The following is a 19,401-nucleotide window of genomic DNA, read 5'->3' as shown; positions in this document are numbered from 1 at the left end:
CAAGCCAAGCCATAGAAAGAATTTATGTATATCCTAAAAGTGCAAAGTATCAGTGATGAGAATCTATAAAATCTTGGTTACAAAGGATTTCCCCCCAACGCAATATCCAATTCAGGTCTTCCAAAAAGCAGGGTAATTTTTGATTTTATTATTTTCTAAATTGATATGATGCAAATCCTTCATTTCACAAAGTTCTTCAGGCACTTTTAAAATATTTCCGTTTATAATCACAGCAAAATCAAGCCCTTTCATACCACTGATACCTCTTATGGTTCCCATTCTGTGGCCGTCAATCCATAAGCTAGTACATGGTGTATTTAATAGGTTTTTTGGCATTTTTAGCCAATTGGCTCCTATTGCTGTTAAACTTCCGATTCTTAGCCCTAAAGGGATATAAGAGAAATTGAAACAACTGTCTAAGTAAAAGGTTCTTATATTCTTCAAATTTTTAAAGGATTCGGGAAGACCTCTTAGTTTTTTGCAACCATTAAAATTGAAACTTACAAAATCATATTCTCCAACTTCTGCATATCCTAGAGAGGCAGGTAATTCAGTGATTTGATCACAGTTAACTAGGCTTAAATTTCTTAGTTTTTTTATTGTTTTAAAATCTTTAGGGAAACGCGAAGCAGTACTATTATCAAGAGTAAGCATTTTTAGCTTGGGTAAATCATCTATATATTTAAAACTTTTGCCTAATGTTACTCCAAAATCTGATACATTTTTGAATGTGCTAATTTTTGAAGGTAGTTCTTCACATTTAGAAATAAATAGGATTTCTAATTGATCTTTTAAAAGGTATAATCTTTCATCAAAACCATTAATCGGAGTATTTATATATAAAAGATTTTTAAGTTTCTTACATTTAAAAATACTAGGAGGTAACTCAGTTATTTTTGTATGCGATAAACTTAAATATTCGAGTTCAGGGAATTGACCAAAAATATCTGCGACTTGTTGTATTGGATTTATTGAAAAACGTAATTCTTGAATATGTTTAAAATAAGAAATGAATTCTGGTATTTCTGTTATTCCTGTCCGTCTGATTTCAAGTGTTTTTAAATGTTCAAAAGCCAAAATTTCTTCAGGAATTTCTTTTAAACTAGTATCCTTGTTAAACGAAATAGACTCTACCTTTTTTGTGTTTTCATTTAATTCATAATCAAAACTTGATGGATGCATCTGTTGCAATTTATGAAGTGCTTCTTGCTCACTTAGTGAGCAACTTTGTATTATAGCCATTATTAATATAAGTGGAATTATTATTTTAACCATTGTATGATATATTACTGTAAACTTTATTTTCTATAAATAGTGGAAATAGAATATCTTTTTCAAAAGATTTTATAAGGTCACCTTTGTTTTTTTTGAGTAGAATTATTTGAAGGAAACTTGAGGAGTTTTTTTCTAAAAGTTCTTTACTAGATTCTCTTTTTTTATAGTAAAAATATTCCCCAATAGCATTCATATCGCCTAAATAATATCTACACTGTTTTGCACTCAATCCATGAATATCCTTCGCAATATCACTCCATTTCCATATCATCCTGTTAGGATCACTTACATACGGCAGTACCACATCCCTAATATTATTACTAAACTCCATGACCATTTCATTATAACTTTCATTATCCTTCTCTACAAACCCTTTCCATTCGCTCATTGTTTGATCGAGTAGTTTATCACGAACTTCCTTTAAATTCTCATCTTGTTGATAGGATTTCAGAAGGTCGGATAGAGTAGGGATTTTTGCATGTACATCTGTAATTCTTCCAGAATTTTTATAATACTCCTTTTTTGCCTTTAGGGTGGCTTCAAGTATTAGATCATTGTATTGTGTAGAGAATTGAGATTCGTCTAAGCCGTATTCTGTTCCTTTTTCGCTGTTAATACCATTGAAAACGGAAGAGATATAAGAGATTGTACCTGATCCGAATACTTCTGCAATCTCATGATCTCCAGATAAGTTACCTGAAAGTTTCAGCCTCTCAGCTGGATCTTCTAATGCAAACCCTAAATTTCCTTTTATAGACATTCTTGTGTATTGGTGGTTTGGAAGAAGGTCTTCTTCGGATAGAAATTGAGACTTAAAAATTAAACTAAAACTTGAACTGCCTTTTAACTTCCACATTTTTTCTGAAGTAGGTGCGGTGTCCATAAATAAATTATGATCAATATTCCTAAGAATACTTTTTGGTCCTTCTAAAATGTCAAAGGAACGCACCGCTCCTACAATATTTTTAAGAATCTTAATAAGATTAGGTGTATTATATGAAAAAAGGGATTTAGCAGTAATTTCAGTGATAGGATATACTATTTCAATAGCGTTGGTTTCTCCTATATTATTCTGGTTGGTACTATATTTTGTATCTTTTACCTCATGTTTTATGGTAATTCCACCTATAGTGGTTTCATGGGTTAATGAATGGGACAGGTCATCTCTTAAAGCTTTTTTTTCACTAGGTTGCCAGTTTTCTAAAGCACGTTCCTGTTCATCAACACTTCTTTTTTTGAGATTTTTATCTAAGCCTTTTACTTTGTAAGAGGAGGCAGAACTTGAAGTCAATGTATATTTAGCTCCGAATTTTTTACTTTTATCTTCATCAACATTGACGCCCATTTTTTGTAAATTATTCTGATTCAATTTGAAACTTCCTCCAGCATAACCGTAATATTCTAATAGTTCCTTTCGGACATATCCTTTTGCAAGTTCATTCCATGTCTCCTCATCCCAATTTTCTACCATATTAACATCTTTACTAATTCCGGTAAATGTTTGAAAAAAGGCTAACTGTAAGAACGCCATAAAATGAGAATAAGAAGTGTATGAACCATTTAATATTCTAAAATAATCTAGACTAAATTTCATACCGGCTCCAATTTCTACATTAGCTCCTTTTTTTCCTGCCGACAAACCAATAGCGGGCATTACAGAAAGAGATACATTGACCGACCTTGTATCTGCTGTTTTTATGCTCAATTCACTTCCTATCTTAAATGATATATCAATAAAAGCATATAACTTTCCTTTTACCATCAATTCAAGACTAAGGCTAAAACCATTTATTTTTCTATTTCCGATTTGACCTTCTAACCCAATATATTTTAGAATTTTGTCCTTGATGTTATCATCTTCATGTATCTGTAAAGGTTTAGTTTTCCAGTATCCTTCTTCTTTCTGTACCGCTACATATCTAAGGTCATTGCCAAGTTTTTCTTCCTTATAAAAAATAGTGCCTTTTTTGGGAGTGTAGTTTGTGGGCAGATGAATGTAATCACCTGCTTTTAATTTCATTTCTCTATTTAGCTTTGTCAAGATCATACCTGTATTAGGATCGATTTTCTTCCAGTTATTTGCTGAAATAATATCGTCAATACTAGAGTCTGTTCTTTGAGCAATACCATAAATAGTATCTTTGTCTGATACTAAGTATCTGTAAAGGTGTTGTTGAGTGGTATGGTCATAATACTCTAAAATTACTCCATTGGCAGTAGAATCAGGGTTCTTTGGTCGGTTTTTTAGGTCTTTCTCTATTTCATTTAAGTTTTGACTTTTTTTGCCAATAGAACGAACGGTAACCCATTGATGTACAAATTGTAAAGGTATAAAATCTTTCAGGTCTTCATATATTTTATACTGTTGAAGATCCTTAGTGAAATCATGTCCTTCATAGAAATAAAGCATCCGCTTATAACTCACAGGGTTATTCTCTAGCTTTAAAAGTAGTTTTTTTATTTTTTCTGAAACTTCATCTCGTTTTCTATCCCTTGTGAATTTACTTACAGCCTTATAATTTTTATCAGCAATACTATCAAGGTAATATTGATATTGCCAAAGTATCTCCTCTATGGAATTTGCAATTTTTTCTTCATCAATGCCTTCCCTACCATTAGTAGAACTATCGGCCAGGACATAATTGAAATAAGAGATATGTTCTTCGAGGTATTTTTCCAGAAAAATAAGAAGATCTGTTTGGTATAGTTTTTTAAACTGAAGTTTAAGTTCGTTAATAGAGGGTGGATGTCCTTCTATCTTTTTTAGATTCGCTCTAATTTCTTTCTGCTCAGAGTGCTCTTTTTTGATTTTCTCTTTCAGCATTTCATCTTGTTTATCATCTTGACGATAATTCATTTTAGGTAAGAGCCATGAAAAATTTTCATAGAAAAAATAAATGAAAGATGGTTCTTTCCAATCTCCTCTGACTGTTTGGGAGTAAATAATTTGAGCTAAATGTTGATAATCAATGTTACCCTTAGGTTGACTATGAATATAATTTTCTCTGTTCTGTTCACCTATCTCTATTTTTTTTGAAATTATTTCAGGATCAAAATGAAGCTTGGTATTTTCGATCACATAAGTGAGTGGAAAATAAATGCTGATTTCTTTTTCATTTAAACTATAAATGGATGCCTGAGAAGTTAAATCACCAAGGAATGAATATTTTCCAGCTTGATCTCTTACTAAACCACAACCTTCTATTTCATCTATTATCACTTCTCTCAACATCTTAAGCATTGCATCGTCGAAGATGTAATTAATTTCAGAGTCGTGTATTTTGTCTGATATTAGTAAATTGGCTTTTTCTAACCCTTCTTCAAAGTCACTGATAGAAATTTGAAGCTCTTTTAAATTTACAGCTACCTTATCTAAGTATTTCAATTCATCTAGATAATAAAGAGGTAATATATCATCTAACTTAGATGAAAAAGCAGAAGGTAAACGTCTCCATTTTTCTCTTAAAGAAATAGAATATTTTTTGGAATAGGCTTCATCCACAGCATCGACTGATTTAGGATGCATTTTTAATTGAAGCAACAAAAATTCCTCTAGTTCAAACAAAGGAGTGAAATCTTTCTTAGAACCTTTTTTATAGCGTTCAAAATATTGTTGGGCAGAAATAGCAATTTCAAGAGGGTCGACAATAGGAGCAGATCTTTTTTGATAAGAAAAACCTCTAATAATTTTTAGATTATTAAGACCAATACCGCTATTCTTTACAAGGTCTTCCCACAGTGTAATTTTATACCGTTCTTGATACGCATATTTTATTTGGGAAATTAAATCAGGGTCAAAATAAAATGAATTTAATCTATCCTTAACTATTTCCTGCCGATAATATCTAAATATAGTATTTCCTTCAATCACCTCAAGCAGGTCAAAAATAACATCTTCCTTGATGTTGAGAGGGTCGGATAGCAATTCAGTAGCATGAAGATTACTAAATAATTCTTTTCCATGTATTAATTCATGTAGAGCTTCTGTAATCTCTTGAAGCTGTCCATCTGAAAATTTAAGCTTCTTTTCTTCTTCTAGAGTTCTTTTGTTGAAAGCAGATGTATAATCTCCTGATGATTTTTCACCACTTTCACTCTCTTTACTTTTATGAATGAGCATGATACAATTAGTTTGTTTTATAGGCTGTGGTATGAATTTTTTACCACAATATTTAAGTTTGCTTTATAAATCACGTCCAAAGAAAATATCATCTCAGGACTATTAAAGAAAATAGTTTATTATCGTCAAAAAATAAATTAAGCATAATATCTAACCACTGTTTTTATATAAAAATATGAATCATTTAGATATTAGACTCTAAAAAAGCTATTTGCCACCACTAACGATTTATTTTAATAAAAATAAAAAAGGACACCTTATAAAAAGTGTCCTTCAGAAAAATATGTTTTAGTCCCTTATATCTTACCAATCATAATAAAAGCACCCCAGTACTTCGGTTCTGGGAATTCTTCTCTTAGCTGTTTCTTGGCCATTGAGAAGGCGATTCTTTTATCATGCCCTTCTTTTAACCATAAGTGATAGAAAGAGGTCATCAATTTCTGTGTCGCAACGTCTGATACTTCAAATAAACTCATAATAATATTATCAGCTCCTGCAACCAAGAAAGATCTTTGAAGACCATAAACTCCTTCACCCACTTTGTTGTCACCTTTACCTGTTTCACAAGCAGATAACACTACTAATTCAGTGTTGTCGAAATTCAAGTTCATTGCCTCATAAGCTGTCAATACACCTTCTTCTTTATTGAAAGCATAAACATTGTCAGAAGCCATCAAATCACCTGCATTTGTAAGAAGAAGGCCGGATCTAAGTAGTGGATTAACTCCTTCTGCTTTTTTGAAGAGTGATTGTGATTCATTACTGATATCATCTAAGAAGAAACCGTGAGTGGCAATATGGAAAACTCTTGGTGATTCTAATTCCTTAACTGCAGTTTCTGTAGCGTCTTTATTAAGATAAACAGCATCTATGGTGTGATCTTCTGTAGAAAGTAACTTATCTAGTTCTTGCACTTCTTTATAAGTACCAGGCAACTGAGTAATTGCTCTAGGTGTATATTGATTATATTCCTCAGGTTTCAAGTCCTTGTAGAATACAGGATTACCAAATAATGAGATGTTGTTGTTGTCGCTTTTACCTGCACTTTCATTCAAAATATCAAGCGTTGTAGACGTCAAGACAATATGACTATGGTCTATGATATAATCGCCTTTGTCAATATCAACAGGAATAGATTCTAAGTTGATTTGATTATAAACACCATCCGCAGAGAAGTAAACCGTTTTATCATTTCCGATAATATCATAAATAGGTTTCCAGAAAGCGTCATATGATTCATCATCAGGGAAACCGAAGATCAAGTTGTTTTTGTAGAAACCTAAGTTCTCTGTTTCTAGAAGGTTGCCATTCGGAATCATTTTCACAATTGGAGCTCCCTTTGTTTTGGAAGTAATGATCAAGGCAGCGTAGTTCACCGTGTCACTATAAACATTAGAGAACTGATTGAAACGAATAATTTCAATGGCCACTTCATTATCTTCTAATTTCTTCTGAATTGCTTTCCAGCCTTCTTTCTTGATGCTTTGTTCAGAGAATACACTTGATTTCTTTGATAATTCCTTCTCTAAAACGTTGATATCTTTCTCTAAAGCTTTCACATTGATACCCTCAGCAAGTTGTTGTTCATTGGTCAATGCAAATGCCTTAGTCAGTGTCTCTTTCTTTTCAATCCAAGCATTAAACTCACGGATCAATACTGAGTCATTACTTTGCATGATCTGATTACGCACTTTCACAGAAGAACTTAAAAGAAGAGGCTTAGTCTCCAATGCATAATTATACATGTCTGATTTCAGTTTCTTCTTTCCTGAAGCAAAAGCGAGGTTGTAATAGAAATCATAATCCAACTTAATTGATTGCCAGTATTTTGATTTTTCTTTAGCACTTAACACCGGGAAGTACTTCTCAATAAACTCGGTATGCTCATTCAGAGTGATTTTAGCATACTTCACTGATTTACCATAATTCCCTGCACTATAATAAGCTTGAGCTCTTTTCAAAGTACTCTTGATGTACATTGGATGGCCTTTATGGAATAGCTTACTATAAGTCTTCTGCGCTTTTGTGTAGTTTTCTTGTGCTTTGTCGTAACTGCTTCTTCTCATTTCAAGGTCACCTAGCAGAAGTTTGATTTCGGCAGAATTGGTATTGTTTTCATTTTTCAATTTTTCAACCCAAATCTTATTCGCTTCATTCAATAAATCTTCCGCTTCATTGTACTTCCCAATCTCCATTTTTGCTAAAGCATAATTTTTCAAAGCAAGTGCAAAGACAGGATTTTCTTTTCCTAGTTGAACTGCCACAATATCCACAGCATCCTTGAAAAGATACATTACATCGTTCGGGTCATACCCCATATATAAATCGATAAGAGCCAGTTGAGTATAACCTTTAGCCACCTCAATATGTCGCTCACCGTATAGTTTCTTTGCAGTAGCCAATGCTCTTTGTGTCAATTCCTGAGCTCTTTCATAATTACCCATTGCCACAGCAATCTCAGCTTGTACTTCTAATGTTTCAATGGACTGTTTAGCTTCCTCTCCAAATGTCTTGTAACTAATTGAATATGCTTTTTGAGCAATAGAATCGGCTTCAATGTATTCTCCTTTCAAGTAAGCCAATCTGGCTTGTTGAGTATAAGGAACAATTAATAACCTGCTGTTTTCTCCAAAGATTTCAGTTCTGTGATCAATTGACTTTTGAATGATATCTTCCGCCTGAGAAAAGTACTCTTTCTGTAAGTAAACAATAGCGTGAACATCTGCGAACGATGAGGATGCTACTGTTCCTGGAGACTTTTTAGAAAGTCTGTTGGCTTTCGATAAGTTGTTTGTTGCTTCATTAAACTGTCCTGTAATTACCTGAAAGCGTGCAGCAGTTTCTAGTGCTCTGGCATGTGTAGAGTTTTGTGTGCCCTTTCTGTAAGAGTGTTTCTCATAAAGTTGCAATAGCTCGGTGATTTGCTCATCTGCTTCAGTATAATGTCCTAAGTCAATGGCATATGCAGCACTTCCTTGTAAACCAGCAGCGTACTCTAAATGATCTGTTCCATAATATTCACCATAAGCTTCTTTGATACTTGCACTTAATGTCGCTGCTTTTTCCGTTTCGCCCATCAAAGAGTAATAATTCGCTCTTTCCGTTTCAGCTTCAAGGCGCTTATAATGATGAGGGTTTAAACGTTTTTCAATAACAGGCAGGTGGACATTGAATAAACTATCCGCTTTCTCAAATTCATTAGAATACATTGTCAAGTAAGTAGCCTCTTCCACCTTTGCAATGTGGTATTGAAGTGCATTTGTACCCAATGTTTTTTTGATGGCATTGATATAAGCATATAAAGAACTTTTTGCAAGGCCTTGATTCTCAAGAGCAAGGCCTAATTTGTAGCGAAGCTCTTGAAGTAGAATATATTCCTGATGGTTCTTCGGAATTATGTTATCTTTCACATTCCCCATCAAGTCACCTGTAAGACGCAAAGATTTATTAAAGTTACCTTTCAAATAATCATCTTTTGCCGTTAACCGGTCTGATTTTGAACGGTTAATACTTTTTCGTCCAAAATAGAGTGAAGTGTTAGTAGAATATTCCCATTGTGTCTTGTCTCCTTTATTGCTGAATCGTTGCCATGCATAATAATCCACCAAGTCTTCTTGAATCTGGAAGAACATTTTATGGCTGATCCCTAATACTCTTTCCGCTCTGTAAATATTCTTTTCAAGCATTTTACGAGGAACGAGAGGGTCAATTTTACTTTCAATATAGTTCAGTGTTCTTTCGTGATAATTGACAATATAGCTCTCATCATCCACTCTAAGGTTCTTCTTGATCCATTCTTCACTTGCCATCAATAAGCTGTCCGCACTTGTGTAATCCCCTCTTAAACGAGACAATTTGCCCTCCATTGTCAGGCTGAAAGCATGATTTCTCTTCAAGCGGTTTTGCTCACGATTAGTATATTTTTTGGTGATGATTCTGTTTCCTCTGATCTCATAGATATCCTTAGTACCGCTATTGGCAAAGTCAAGACTCAATGCTTGAAAATCTGGTAATACGGTCATTACAGAGTCATATTGGCCTCTTTCAAGGTAAATCCTGGCCATTACTTCCTTCTCAAGTTTTTGGAAATCCAACGACTTATCCACGAATTCTTTTGTCTCTGGATTGTTCTTAATGATACTTTTTGCCTCTGTATAAAGGTTGAAAGCACTGACGATATCAGTATAATCGATGTACAGTTTACTTGCTAAAAGTAGGGTATAAGCTTGACCAAATTTGGCACTTTTCCTTCCTTTAGCTAATGAGATGAACGAAGATACTGATTGCTCAAAATCTTCCAACTCAGCAAGAGAAAGCTGGAAACTTGCTCTTTGCGCTAAAACTTCAATCAATGCTGAGTCTCTACCTTTTGCTCTTCTTAGTGCTTTTGTATTCCAGAGGAGTGCTTTTTTATACTCTCCATCATCTGCATACTTTTGACTTACCCTTAGTAAATTGTCAATTTTTTTAGTGACATTATCAGCAATTGTAAGTTGTGTAGAAAAAAGCAATAATAGTACAGTCAGACATTTTATGAAAAATTGAGATTCTATATATTTCATAGTAGGCTATTTTGAAGTCCGTAGTATAATCTTTAGGAGTGAAAATGTTATTAAAATATAAATGTAAATAAAAATAAATAGATAATCACCGGTTATTGCTTATTATGTATGAGATTGTCCCGTTTTGTTATCTTTTTCGAATGAAAACTTTATATTTGTAATTCAATTTCAGATTTGGATTAAAAAGATAATGTATTCTTAATTTATTAGTTATCTTTATGGGAAGGAAAAGAAAAATTATAGTAAAATTCCAATCTTTAAAATAAGATTTAGAATATGAACGAATATTATCAGAGCGCATATAAACCTTTACTGGCCATAGATTGTGTTATTTTTGGATACGAAAAAGGCGAACTAAAAGTCTTATTAACGCGTCGTAAAGTAGATCCTTATAAAGGAGCATGGGGTTTAGCTACAGGTTTCCTGCATTATGGTGAATCTTTACATTATGCTGCTGAGCGTGTACTAAAAAAACAAACAGGTTTAGATAGAATTTTCATGGAGCAACTAAGTACTTTTGGTGAGGTAGACCGAGATCCAGAAGCACGAGTTATTTCATTAGTATATTATTCTTTAATTAAAGTTGAATCTCAAGACGAGGATACTTTAGAAAAGAACCAAGCACAATGGTTCCCAATTACGGCATTGCCAAAATTGATGTTTGACCATGAGACAATGATTCAAATGTCTTGGGGTAAATTGAGAAGAAAATCAAGATACCAACCTATCGGGTTTGAATTATTACCAGAGAAATTCACTTTGCCTGAGCTTCAGTCATTGTATGAAGCAATCCATCAGAAGCAATTTGACAAGCGTAACTTCAGAAAGAAGATTCTTGCTACTGGGTTATTGAAAAAATTAGATGAGAAGCAGAAAGGCGTGTCCAAAAAAGGAGCGTACTATTATGTCTTTGAAGAAGGTAAATACGATGAGCTTATTTCTCAAGGTTTCAACTTCGAATTAAAATCTATGGCATTTGGTTCATAGTCCATTATATAATTAGAAAGCATCAATTTCATTATGTAGAAATTGATGCTTTTTTATTCAATTACTTCTTCCTTGCCTAGAAATCTAGGTTGCGTATCGAATATATAGAGATCTAAAAACATTTTTGCTCTAGCAAATATTTCCCTGAAGTGTACCCTATAGGATCTGTTTAGTGGTACATCATCAGCAGGATAACCATACGCTTCTATTCCATTGTGCCTTGCAATAAATATGGCCCTTTCAATATGGAACAGCTGTGAGATGACGATATACTTATCTTGTTTGAATACCTTATTGGCTCTGATAACGGAGTCCAGTGTTCTCAAACCAGCATAATCCATCACGATTTTTTTCTTGCTGACTCCCTTTTTTTCCAAGGCCATCCGCATCACTTTAGGTTCATTGTACTGTGTAGTTCTATTGTCGCCACTTACAATGATAAACTCTACGTCATGTCCTCTTATTAACTCTGAAGCGGCATTGACTCTATTAGTGAAAAATGGATTTGGAGCACCGCTTCTCAAGAATTTGCTTGTCCCTAACATTAAACCAGTTTTACATGTGATGGAGGGGTTTTCCTTATTCAATATATAAGGTGCACTCTTTTGGCTCACATAGGCATTCCAGAAAAGTAATAAAGTAATCATCCCAACCGTAGCTGCCACCATGAAGCCAACGGCATATAAAATCTTCTTCTTCTTCATAGAGTTTATTTCAGCCCAAATATACTGTATCGGAAAGAAAAAAAGCTAAAAATTACATTAAGGTTTTAGGCGTGCATTGAAAATTCTCATAAATAACATATGCGACATATTTCGGGCTCTAGATTTTAATAAATCCGCTTTTTCTCCTTTAAAAAGCTCATCTATGGTGTTGAACCAAAGCTGAAGCCAAAACCCAAAATGCTTTTGTTCTATAGTTGACTGTTGATCAACTTCTTGGTGTGTCTTGACAGGATTGCCTTTGTATTTGGAGACAAAAAATAAGTTGGTTTCCCAGAAATCATACATAGTAGGAAGGTGAGTATCCCAGTCAATTTTTATATGTTCATCAAAGAAAGGACCTAGTTCATCATGTGCCCTTACTTTACTGTAAAATGTATTTACCAATAAGATTACATCTTCTCTATTTCTCAAGTCATTCATAATGTTTTGTGTTATCTGTAATTGATTGATATTTAGTATGTTTAAGTATCAAAAGTTAGATAGTTACTATAAAATCTTACATTAATGCAGTTCTTTGTAGGATTGTACTCAGAATAATTTTGATACTCGAAAAAAAAGTGAAACATTTAGCATCGTAAATATCGAAAAGTCTACTTTTTTGAATACTACTTATATCATTTTAAAATCAACAACAATGATAACAATGAATGTTCTCTTATTCTCTAAAAAACGTTAATACTTTATTAATAACTCTAAACTATTATATCATAATCTTATTTTTATGTGTTTAATACAGTATGCTACCTGTGAACTAGTTGATATTGTAAATTCTAACTAAGCGTTATTTATGTCGATAAATAAATTAAAATACATTTTCCCTTTATTGGTATTGGTCAGTACTGCTATTCCAACTTTTGCCCAAAGTTATATGGAAGAGGGATATCAAAATGTTTTAAACGGACAAATTGATAAAGCAATCGATGCCTATACTCAAGAAATCCAACTGAATTTATTGAATGATAACGCTTATTATGAGAGGGCTAAACTCTATATACACAAAGGAGAATTGGACAGTGCTACTCAAGATGTGAAGATGGGTTTGACAATAGATGCCGTTAAACCTGTTGGTTATTCATTAATGGGTTATATCTATCTTAACAAAGGAGAGTATCAAAATGCTGAAAAAGAATTTACTACAGCAATAGAACAGGATTCCACTTTTGTAACGGCTTATGTTTTTAGAGCAGAGACATATGGAAACATATTACAGTATGAAAAAGCAATCACTGATTATACAAAAGTGATCACATTGTCGCCTTCGTCAGCAATGTATTACCAGAGAAGAGGCCATACATTCATGAAGATGAAAAAATACAAAGAGGCACTTGCTGACTTTAATAAAACGATTTCCTTAGATGCAAGAATAATTGATGCTTATATTTTTAAAGCGGAGATTAACACTATGCAAAATGAATATGAAGAAGCACTTAGTACCGTAGAACAGGGGCTATTGATTGATCAGAATAATATTAAGCTACTGAGCTTGAAAGGTGATTGTCTTTCTAATTCAATACAATTTTCAGATGCATTAGAAGCTTACAATAAAGCATTGCTTTACAATCCTCATTATGCTTATGCTTATTGTAGAAGAGGGGAATTGTATGCAAGACTTCAAAAAAATACAGAAGCACTTAAAGATTACAATGACGCCATCAAATGGGCACCAAGTTATGGTTTTGCCTATTATAAAAGAGGAATGTTATTGACAAAATCAAGAAAGTACCTTGAAGCGTTAAACGATTATGACAGTGCCTTAAAATATTTCCCTACTTATTATAACGCATTAGTGGAAAAGGGAAAAACCGAATTAGCCTTAGGACGTTTGGATAAGAGCATGATTACATTGAATAAGGCTATTGATGTAGATCCTTCAAAAGCTTATACTTATGTTTTGATGGGAAATGCTTATTTGGGTAAAAAGGAATATACACAAGCAAAGGATTATTTTTCAAAAGCAATTACTCATTCTAATAACTACGGTTATGCTTACATGCAACGTGGTTTTGCTTACAAACTTTCTGAAGAGCTGGATTCAGCCCTTACTGATTTAGATAAAGCTGTGAGTTTGATGAAAAATAACTCAAAGGTTTATTCTTATTTAGGTGATGTTTATTCCATGAAGGGAAACTTGGAAATGGCTCAGAAGAACTACTCTAAAGCTTTAGAAATTACACCACAGTTTTCATATGTTATTCACCAAAGAGCATGGACTTCTATCAAATTGAAAAACTATGAATTTGCATTAGAAGATTTTACATTATTGCACAACCTTGGTAAATCGAAATATGTAGATCTTTACGGGGAAGGAGTAGCGTTGATGGAGTTGGGAGATTTGACTAAAAGCAATGAGATTTTAGAGAATGCCATCAAAAAATACCCTGATTATTCTTCAGCTAGAATTCTAATGGGCTATAATTATGCACAATTAGGGAATAATGATTTAGCAGAAAATCAGATTGATGATGTATTGAAACTTGATGCCAGCTCTAATGAAGTGAGCGGTGTTAGGGGAATTATCGCCTTCAACAAAAAAGATTATAAGAAAGCTTTGAAGTATCTGAATTCAGCATTAAAGAATAATCCAAAGGACAAGAAGTTATATTATTATCGTTCATTGACCTTCACAAAATTGGGAAAAGCAAAGAAGGCATTGGATGATAAATCAAAAGCCATGGCATTAGGTTATAAGACGTCACCTATTCCTCAGGGATCAGAGTTGAAATAAAAAATAGAGCATGTTCAAAAGCATGCTCTATTTTTCTGTATCTGTTCTAATCTCATTTCATGCTTTACTACTAATAAAGCTTCGTTTCTAATGCCTCTTTTTGAGGAGAGGTATTGGTATATTTCGCAAGGAGTTCAAATGAATTTTCTGGTAACACAGCAAAAGCTTTACTACTAATAAAGCTTCGTTTCTAATGCCTCTTTTTGAGGAGAGATATTGGTATATTTCGCAAGGAGTTCAAATGAATTTTCTGGTAACACAGCAAAAGCTTTATGATGAAACCTTTCAACACTTGAATGTATATAAAAAGCACTTCCTCCTTTAATATGATTAATAACGGCTTTATGGTCTTTGTAAGAAACGGCAGGACATCCAAAGCTGCGTCCAGCATATCCATTATTGGCAATGAAATCTTCAGAGACATATTTGGCAGGGTGTAATACTACAGCTCTTTTTCTAGCATTATGATTGATATTGGTTTCTAACCCATCCAATTTTAATGAAAGACCGTACTTCCCTTGGTATGTTTCAGAAGTCTTGTAAACTCCCGCAGAACTTTGTCTCGAATTTACAGTATTACTGAACCTTTCAGCATATAGTAACCCTGAGTTCACTCCGTGTGATACATAGGTTTTTAAAAGTAATTTGCCAGTGGCAATATCAATAATATAAAAACGCTTTGCAGTGGAAGGCTGATTGAAATCCAGAATGCTTAATACTCTAGTATTCTTAATCTGCTTTCGATTGATAAGATTTAAATAGGCAATCATTCCTTTTTTAAAGGCATCAAAAGATAATCCCTCATCCTTAAGGCGTGCCGAATCGTATAATGTAGAAATCAGGAACTCATTTTCCGTTTGTAGAAAGTTGTCTCCACTATTGTAAGTTGTAGCAGTAGGGGTAGACATTGAAATTGGTATAATGAGTAAGATTAATAAAAAGGTTCTCAAAAAGATCATTTTATAGTTTCTTATTGTAGTTTATAAAGTGATATAAAAATACATGAACTTGAAACTATTTTAAAGTATTTGATGTTAATAAAGAATTTTTTTCCTGATAATCAGTTCTTTTTTAATAATTAATGGAATTAAATCAATTTTTTGGCTGAAATTTGATTTATCTTTCTCTTTTTTGCGTTCATATCATAAAAGAGGTAACGGTAATAACAGAATGTTAGATCAACTCGCAAAATATATTTCACTACTCTTCATCAGTGCTGTAAAGTTCCTATTTGGGCCTATTATTGGAATGACTACAGGGCTCACTATCGTGGAAACAACGATTATTACTATTTTAGGCATGATGTTGACGGTAGTAACTTTGACCTATATGGGCCATAAAGCCAGAGCAAAAATTCTAACATGGATGAACCGCGGAAAAGTGAGACGTTTGTTCACCAAAAGGAACAGAATGATTGTGAGGGTATGGCAAGACTATGGTATGAAAGGAGTAGCTTTTTTGACACCGATTTTATTCGGTCCGCCTCTAGGAATGTTAATAGCATTGTCTTTTGGTGAAAAAAAGCGAAGAATAATATCATATATGTTTATAAGTGCCGTATTTTGGGGCATAATAATGAATATTGTCATTTTTTACTTTGGTGAACATATTGAATGGGTGAGAAATAGGTTATAAGACGTACTGCTTTTGTAATTGATCACCACCACACCACTGATTAATAAATTAATAGACTAAAAACTTCAAACGATGGCTTTTGAGTTTCATCAAGATAAAGAGGTATATTTTTCATATCAGACAGATAATGCAAACAAATATGTAATACCCTTTATCGAACAATCATATCCTATAACAAAAGATACTAGAGTACTGGAGGTTGGCTGTGGAGAAGGAGGAGTGTTGAAAGCTTTTCTGGACCGCGGTTGTACTGGTATGGGTATAGAGTTGAATTTGGATAGAGTAAAATTAGCAAATCAATTTTTGAAAGAATACATTGATAAAGGCCAGGCTAAAGTCATTGGCAGAAATGTATATGATATAGATGTAGACAAGGACTTGGATGACAAGTTTGATTTGATTGTATTGAAAGATGTGATCGAGCATATTCCAAATCAAGAAAAAATCATTCATCATTTTAGAAATTTCCTGAAACCAAAAGGGAAAATATTCTTTGGTTTTCCACCTTGGCAAATGCCATTTGGAGGGCATCAACAGATTTGTGCCAGCAAGGTTTTATCAAAGCTTCCTTATTTTCATTTACTGCCAGCACCTGTTTATAAGTTTATTCTTAAAAATGGCAATGTGGCAAAAGGGCATGTGACTGAATTAATGGAAATAAAGGAAACAGGTATCTCATTAGAACGTTTTGAAAGAATAAGCAAAGCGTCGAATTATAAGATCATTGAGAAGACTCTGTATTTTATCAACCCTATTTATGAATATAAATTTGGATTGAAGCCTCGAAAGAAAATTCCAATATTAGGTGATATTCCGTGGGTTCGTAATTTTGTGACCACATGCGGGTTTTACTTAATTGAAAAACAATAAAAAAGCACCTGATTATTTGTATAATCAGGTGCCCAATGAAAAATAAGTTACCCTTTTTCATAAAAGGGAAAAATCCCTACTCAAAAGACTAGGGATTTTTTGTTTCGTGGATTTATCGTATTGAGTTCTTAGAACCCATTACAATTAATTTCTTGGATCTTTGTTTTGAACAGTAATGTTGATTTGCTCAGAAATCACAATGCTGTTTGTAACTCCAGTTTCTTGGAAAGAAGCAATTACTGAGTACTCACCTTCCTCAAGTCCACTTACTTGAGCAGATAAAGTAACGTTTACGTGACCTTCGATTTCTGGCATTTTACCAATTAATTCGAATTCAGTAGTTTCACCTTCATCGTTTGTGAAAGAAACTTTTGGTTCAATGATAGTACCTGTTAATGAAGATACAGCAGTTTGAAGCTCAAATGTTGCAGCACCATTGATGAAATCGCCATCCTCAAGGTTTGTAATTTCAATAGAAGCTACAGGCTCTGGTGTAACTTCATCATTTTCTTTGCTACAGCTTGCAATTGTTAATGCAGAGATAGCAACTAGAAAGAAACGGAAAACGTTTGTATAGATCGTTTGTGTAGTAAACTTCATTTTTGTAAAAGTTAAAATTAATATTTCTAATGGTTTTGATAGTTATTATAACGCCAATGTTTTGTATTAGATTTATCACTTTAGACATTTTGTTTACCACTTTAGTCGAATGCTTTTAATAAGCGTTAATGACGGTATTTTTCCTTAATTCTGTCGGTGTATATCCATAATGTTTCTTGAAAACCATAGAGAATTTAGATAAATGTGGATAGCCAACTTCCTTAGCAACAGTAGATACTGGCTTGTCTGTCATCTCAATAAGACGATGTGCATCTAACATTCTGTGCGTTGTGATGAACTTAAAAATAGGTTTTCCAAAGATCGACTTAAAACGTTCTTTCAGTTTCGTTTCACCAATTCCAAATTCTTTAGCGATGGTGGCTATAGTAGGAATATTTTCATAATCTTGAAGCAAATAGTCTTTGATTTTATGATATAGATCTATTTCTTCCTGTGAAATACGATTGGTGGTAATACTTTGATTTTGGATTTTATGATGTGTCTGGGTTAAAAATCTTCCAGCCAGTTCTAAGCCTTTCCCAATAATAATAGAAGATCGACCGATGACAGTGCTGTTCTGAATTTTTACAATCTCCTCTATAATATGTAAAGTTTCTGATGTAATCTGATCTATAATAATGTTTTCAGACAGATAATTGGTAAGCTCTTGGTAGGCTTCTACAGAATGATCCAAAAGAGTGATTAATTGATCTCTGTTGAGTCGAAGCCCTATCAATGATAAAGATTGGTCTTTAGGAAATTCAAGAATAACTTTATTGATGTTTGAATAAACAATAAATTCGTTTTTCTTGACCTCTTTTAGTTTTCTTTCTCCAGTATTTGCGAGTATTGTGCCTTCGTCTTTTACAATTAACATGTAAATATTCCCTTCACTATAATCTGCATTGTTATAAATATGTGCAGTCTTATTGAGTGTCATTTGGTTGATGCTGATATTGAAATCTTTGATCTGGTTGAAGGACTCAAGGTTTACATTCCCTAAGCTGGTGTTTCCTATTATTCTATTGTCAATCCTTTCTCCACCAATGTTTTGGTGAATGGAGGCGTATAGTGTGTCAATAGTAGTTGAATCTAGTAAGATGTTGGCTTTGTTCTTCATTATAAAAATGGATGGTAGTCCTTTGTAAGTGAAATATATTCTTCTGAATACTCTCCCTTTGCATTGCGTATATTAAAGTCTATAGTTTGTTTACGTGTTTTAGATTGATAGAGATACTCTAAAAGTACTCTTTTAGGAAGTTTTGACTTATTATGCTTGATATTCAATTGTTTTGCAACGTGAAAATTATATTCTAAAGCTTTTTCGTTCAGTTCATCAAGTTGGTCAAAAGGGTAGATGATGATGAGTTTTCCATTGGTATTCAAGAGTGTCGATGAAAACTGAAAAAGATCATCCATACTTAAGCTGTCGGTGTGCCTTGCTGTATTTCTCTGTAGGTCATCTGCCTTAAGACTGTTTTTGAAAAAAGGAGGATTGCTGACAATAGCATCAAACGGTATTTGCTCTTCATTTTTAAAATCTTGAATAGAAGAATGAACACTTTTCAGCTGACTTCCAAATGGGGAATTATTGAAATTAATACCGGCTTGAATACTTGCACTCTTATCAATATCTAAACCTAAAAAGTAAGTGTCATTATACCTTTGAGCACACATCAAAGCCACAAGTCCAGATCCAGTTCCAAGGTCAAGGACATTTCTGCAACCGGTTAAATCAGCCCATGCACCCAATAAGATTCCGTCTGTTCCAATTTTCATAGCTGAATTTTGATGACCTATGTCAAACTTTTTAAACTTAAAGGTTAGATATTTATCCATATATTTTAATTTTCTGTTTTATAAGGTTTTGTTAGTATAGAAGTGAAAAAAATATTTCTATTT

Annotated in this window: 13 protein-coding genes; 4 read left to right on the top strand and 9 right to left on the bottom strand. The window is 33.3% G+C overall.

Annotated features, from left to right (window positions below):
- Positions 1-111: 111 nt before the first annotated feature.
- The 3 genes from AVL50_RS12815 to AVL50_RS12805 all read right to left on the bottom strand — a co-directional run bounded on the left by AVL50_RS12815 (position 112) and on the right by AVL50_RS12805 (position 9,957).
- Positions 112-1,242 (bottom strand): leucine-rich repeat domain-containing protein, encoded by a 1,131-nt coding sequence (locus AVL50_RS12815; protein ID WP_157491318.1) that lies wholly within the window; start codon positions 1,240-1,242, stop codon positions 112-114.
- Between the two features lie 25 nt (positions 1,243-1,267).
- Positions 1,268-5,395: a LysM peptidoglycan-binding domain-containing protein gene (locus AVL50_RS12810; RefSeq protein ID WP_062616896.1), complete on the bottom strand. Its 4,128-nt coding sequence runs from the start codon at positions 5,393-5,395 to the stop codon at positions 1,268-1,270.
- Between the two features lie 296 nt (positions 5,396-5,691).
- Entirely contained in the window at positions 5,692-9,957 is a 4,266-nt protein-coding gene (locus tag AVL50_RS12805) for a CHAT domain-containing protein (protein WP_082795795.1), read from the bottom strand.
- Positions 9,958-10,233: 276 nt separating this feature from the next.
- Here AVL50_RS12805 and AVL50_RS12800 point away from each other — a divergent pair, with 276 nt between their 5' ends.
- Positions 10,234-10,944, top strand: coding sequence for an NUDIX domain-containing protein (locus AVL50_RS12800; RefSeq protein ID WP_062616894.1), 711 nt, complete (start codon positions 10,234-10,236; stop codon positions 10,942-10,944).
- 53 nt (positions 10,945-10,997) lie between these two features.
- Here AVL50_RS12800 and AVL50_RS12795 read toward each other — a convergent pair whose 3' ends face one another.
- Positions 10,998-11,648, bottom strand: coding sequence for a vancomycin high temperature exclusion protein (locus AVL50_RS12795; RefSeq protein ID WP_062616893.1), 651 nt, complete (start codon positions 11,646-11,648; stop codon positions 10,998-11,000).
- A gap of 57 nt (positions 11,649-11,705) precedes the next feature.
- Positions 11,706-12,089 (bottom strand): group III truncated hemoglobin, encoded by a 384-nt coding sequence (locus AVL50_RS12790; RefSeq protein WP_062616892.1) that lies wholly within the window; start codon positions 12,087-12,089, stop codon positions 11,706-11,708.
- 367 nt (positions 12,090-12,456) lie between these two features.
- On the opposite strand from AVL50_RS12790, the gene AVL50_RS12785 reads away from it, so the two are divergent.
- The gene (locus tag AVL50_RS12785; RefSeq protein ID WP_082795794.1) at positions 12,457-14,394 is read left to right on the top strand and encodes a tetratricopeptide repeat protein; all 1,938 of its coding nucleotides are present in this window, start codon (positions 12,457-12,459) and stop codon (positions 14,392-14,394) included.
- Positions 14,395-14,567: 173 nt separating this feature from the next.
- Here AVL50_RS12785 and AVL50_RS12780 read toward each other — a convergent pair whose 3' ends face one another.
- Positions 14,568-15,344 carry a murein L,D-transpeptidase catalytic domain family protein gene (locus AVL50_RS12780; protein WP_172826830.1) on the bottom strand — a complete coding sequence of 259 codons (777 nt, stop codon included), beginning with the start codon at positions 15,342-15,344 and terminating at the stop codon, positions 14,568-14,570.
- Between the two features lie 220 nt (positions 15,345-15,564).
- Here AVL50_RS12780 and AVL50_RS12775 point away from each other — a divergent pair, with 220 nt between their 5' ends.
- Entirely contained in the window at positions 15,565-16,029 is a 465-nt protein-coding gene (locus AVL50_RS12775; RefSeq protein WP_063850692.1) for a hypothetical protein, read from the top strand.
- A 72-nt stretch (positions 16,030-16,101) separates the two neighbouring features.
- A complete protein-coding gene (locus tag AVL50_RS12770) occupies positions 16,102-16,899 on the top strand; it encodes a bifunctional 2-polyprenyl-6-hydroxyphenol methylase/3-demethylubiquinol 3-O-methyltransferase UbiG (RefSeq protein WP_062616888.1) in 798 nt (265 codons plus the stop codon).
- 144 nt (positions 16,900-17,043) lie between these two features.
- Here AVL50_RS12770 and AVL50_RS12765 read toward each other — a convergent pair whose 3' ends face one another.
- The 3 genes from AVL50_RS12765 to AVL50_RS12755 form a co-directional block, all read right to left on the bottom strand.
- Positions 17,044-17,499, bottom strand: a complete 456-nt coding sequence (locus AVL50_RS12765) for a hypothetical protein (RefSeq protein ID WP_062616887.1) — start codon at positions 17,497-17,499, stop codon at positions 17,044-17,046.
- Between the two features lie 115 nt (positions 17,500-17,614).
- Positions 17,615-18,619, bottom strand: a complete 1,005-nt coding sequence (locus AVL50_RS12760) for an AraC family transcriptional regulator (protein WP_062616886.1) — start codon at positions 18,617-18,619, stop codon at positions 17,615-17,617.
- A complete protein-coding gene (locus AVL50_RS12755) occupies positions 18,619-19,338 on the bottom strand; it encodes a tRNA1(Val) (adenine(37)-N6)-methyltransferase (protein WP_062616885.1) in 720 nt (239 codons plus the stop codon). The genes AVL50_RS12760 and AVL50_RS12755 overlap by 1 nt, the downstream gene beginning before the upstream one ends.
- Positions 19,339-19,401 lie beyond the last annotated feature (63 nt).

The organism is Flammeovirga sp. SJP92, assembly GCF_001583495.1.
Taxonomy (GTDB): Bacteria; Bacteroidota; Bacteroidia; order Cytophagales; family Flammeovirgaceae; genus Flammeovirga.
Note: the sequence above shows the minus strand (reverse complement) of the source record. Positions and strands in the feature narration are given on the sequence as shown.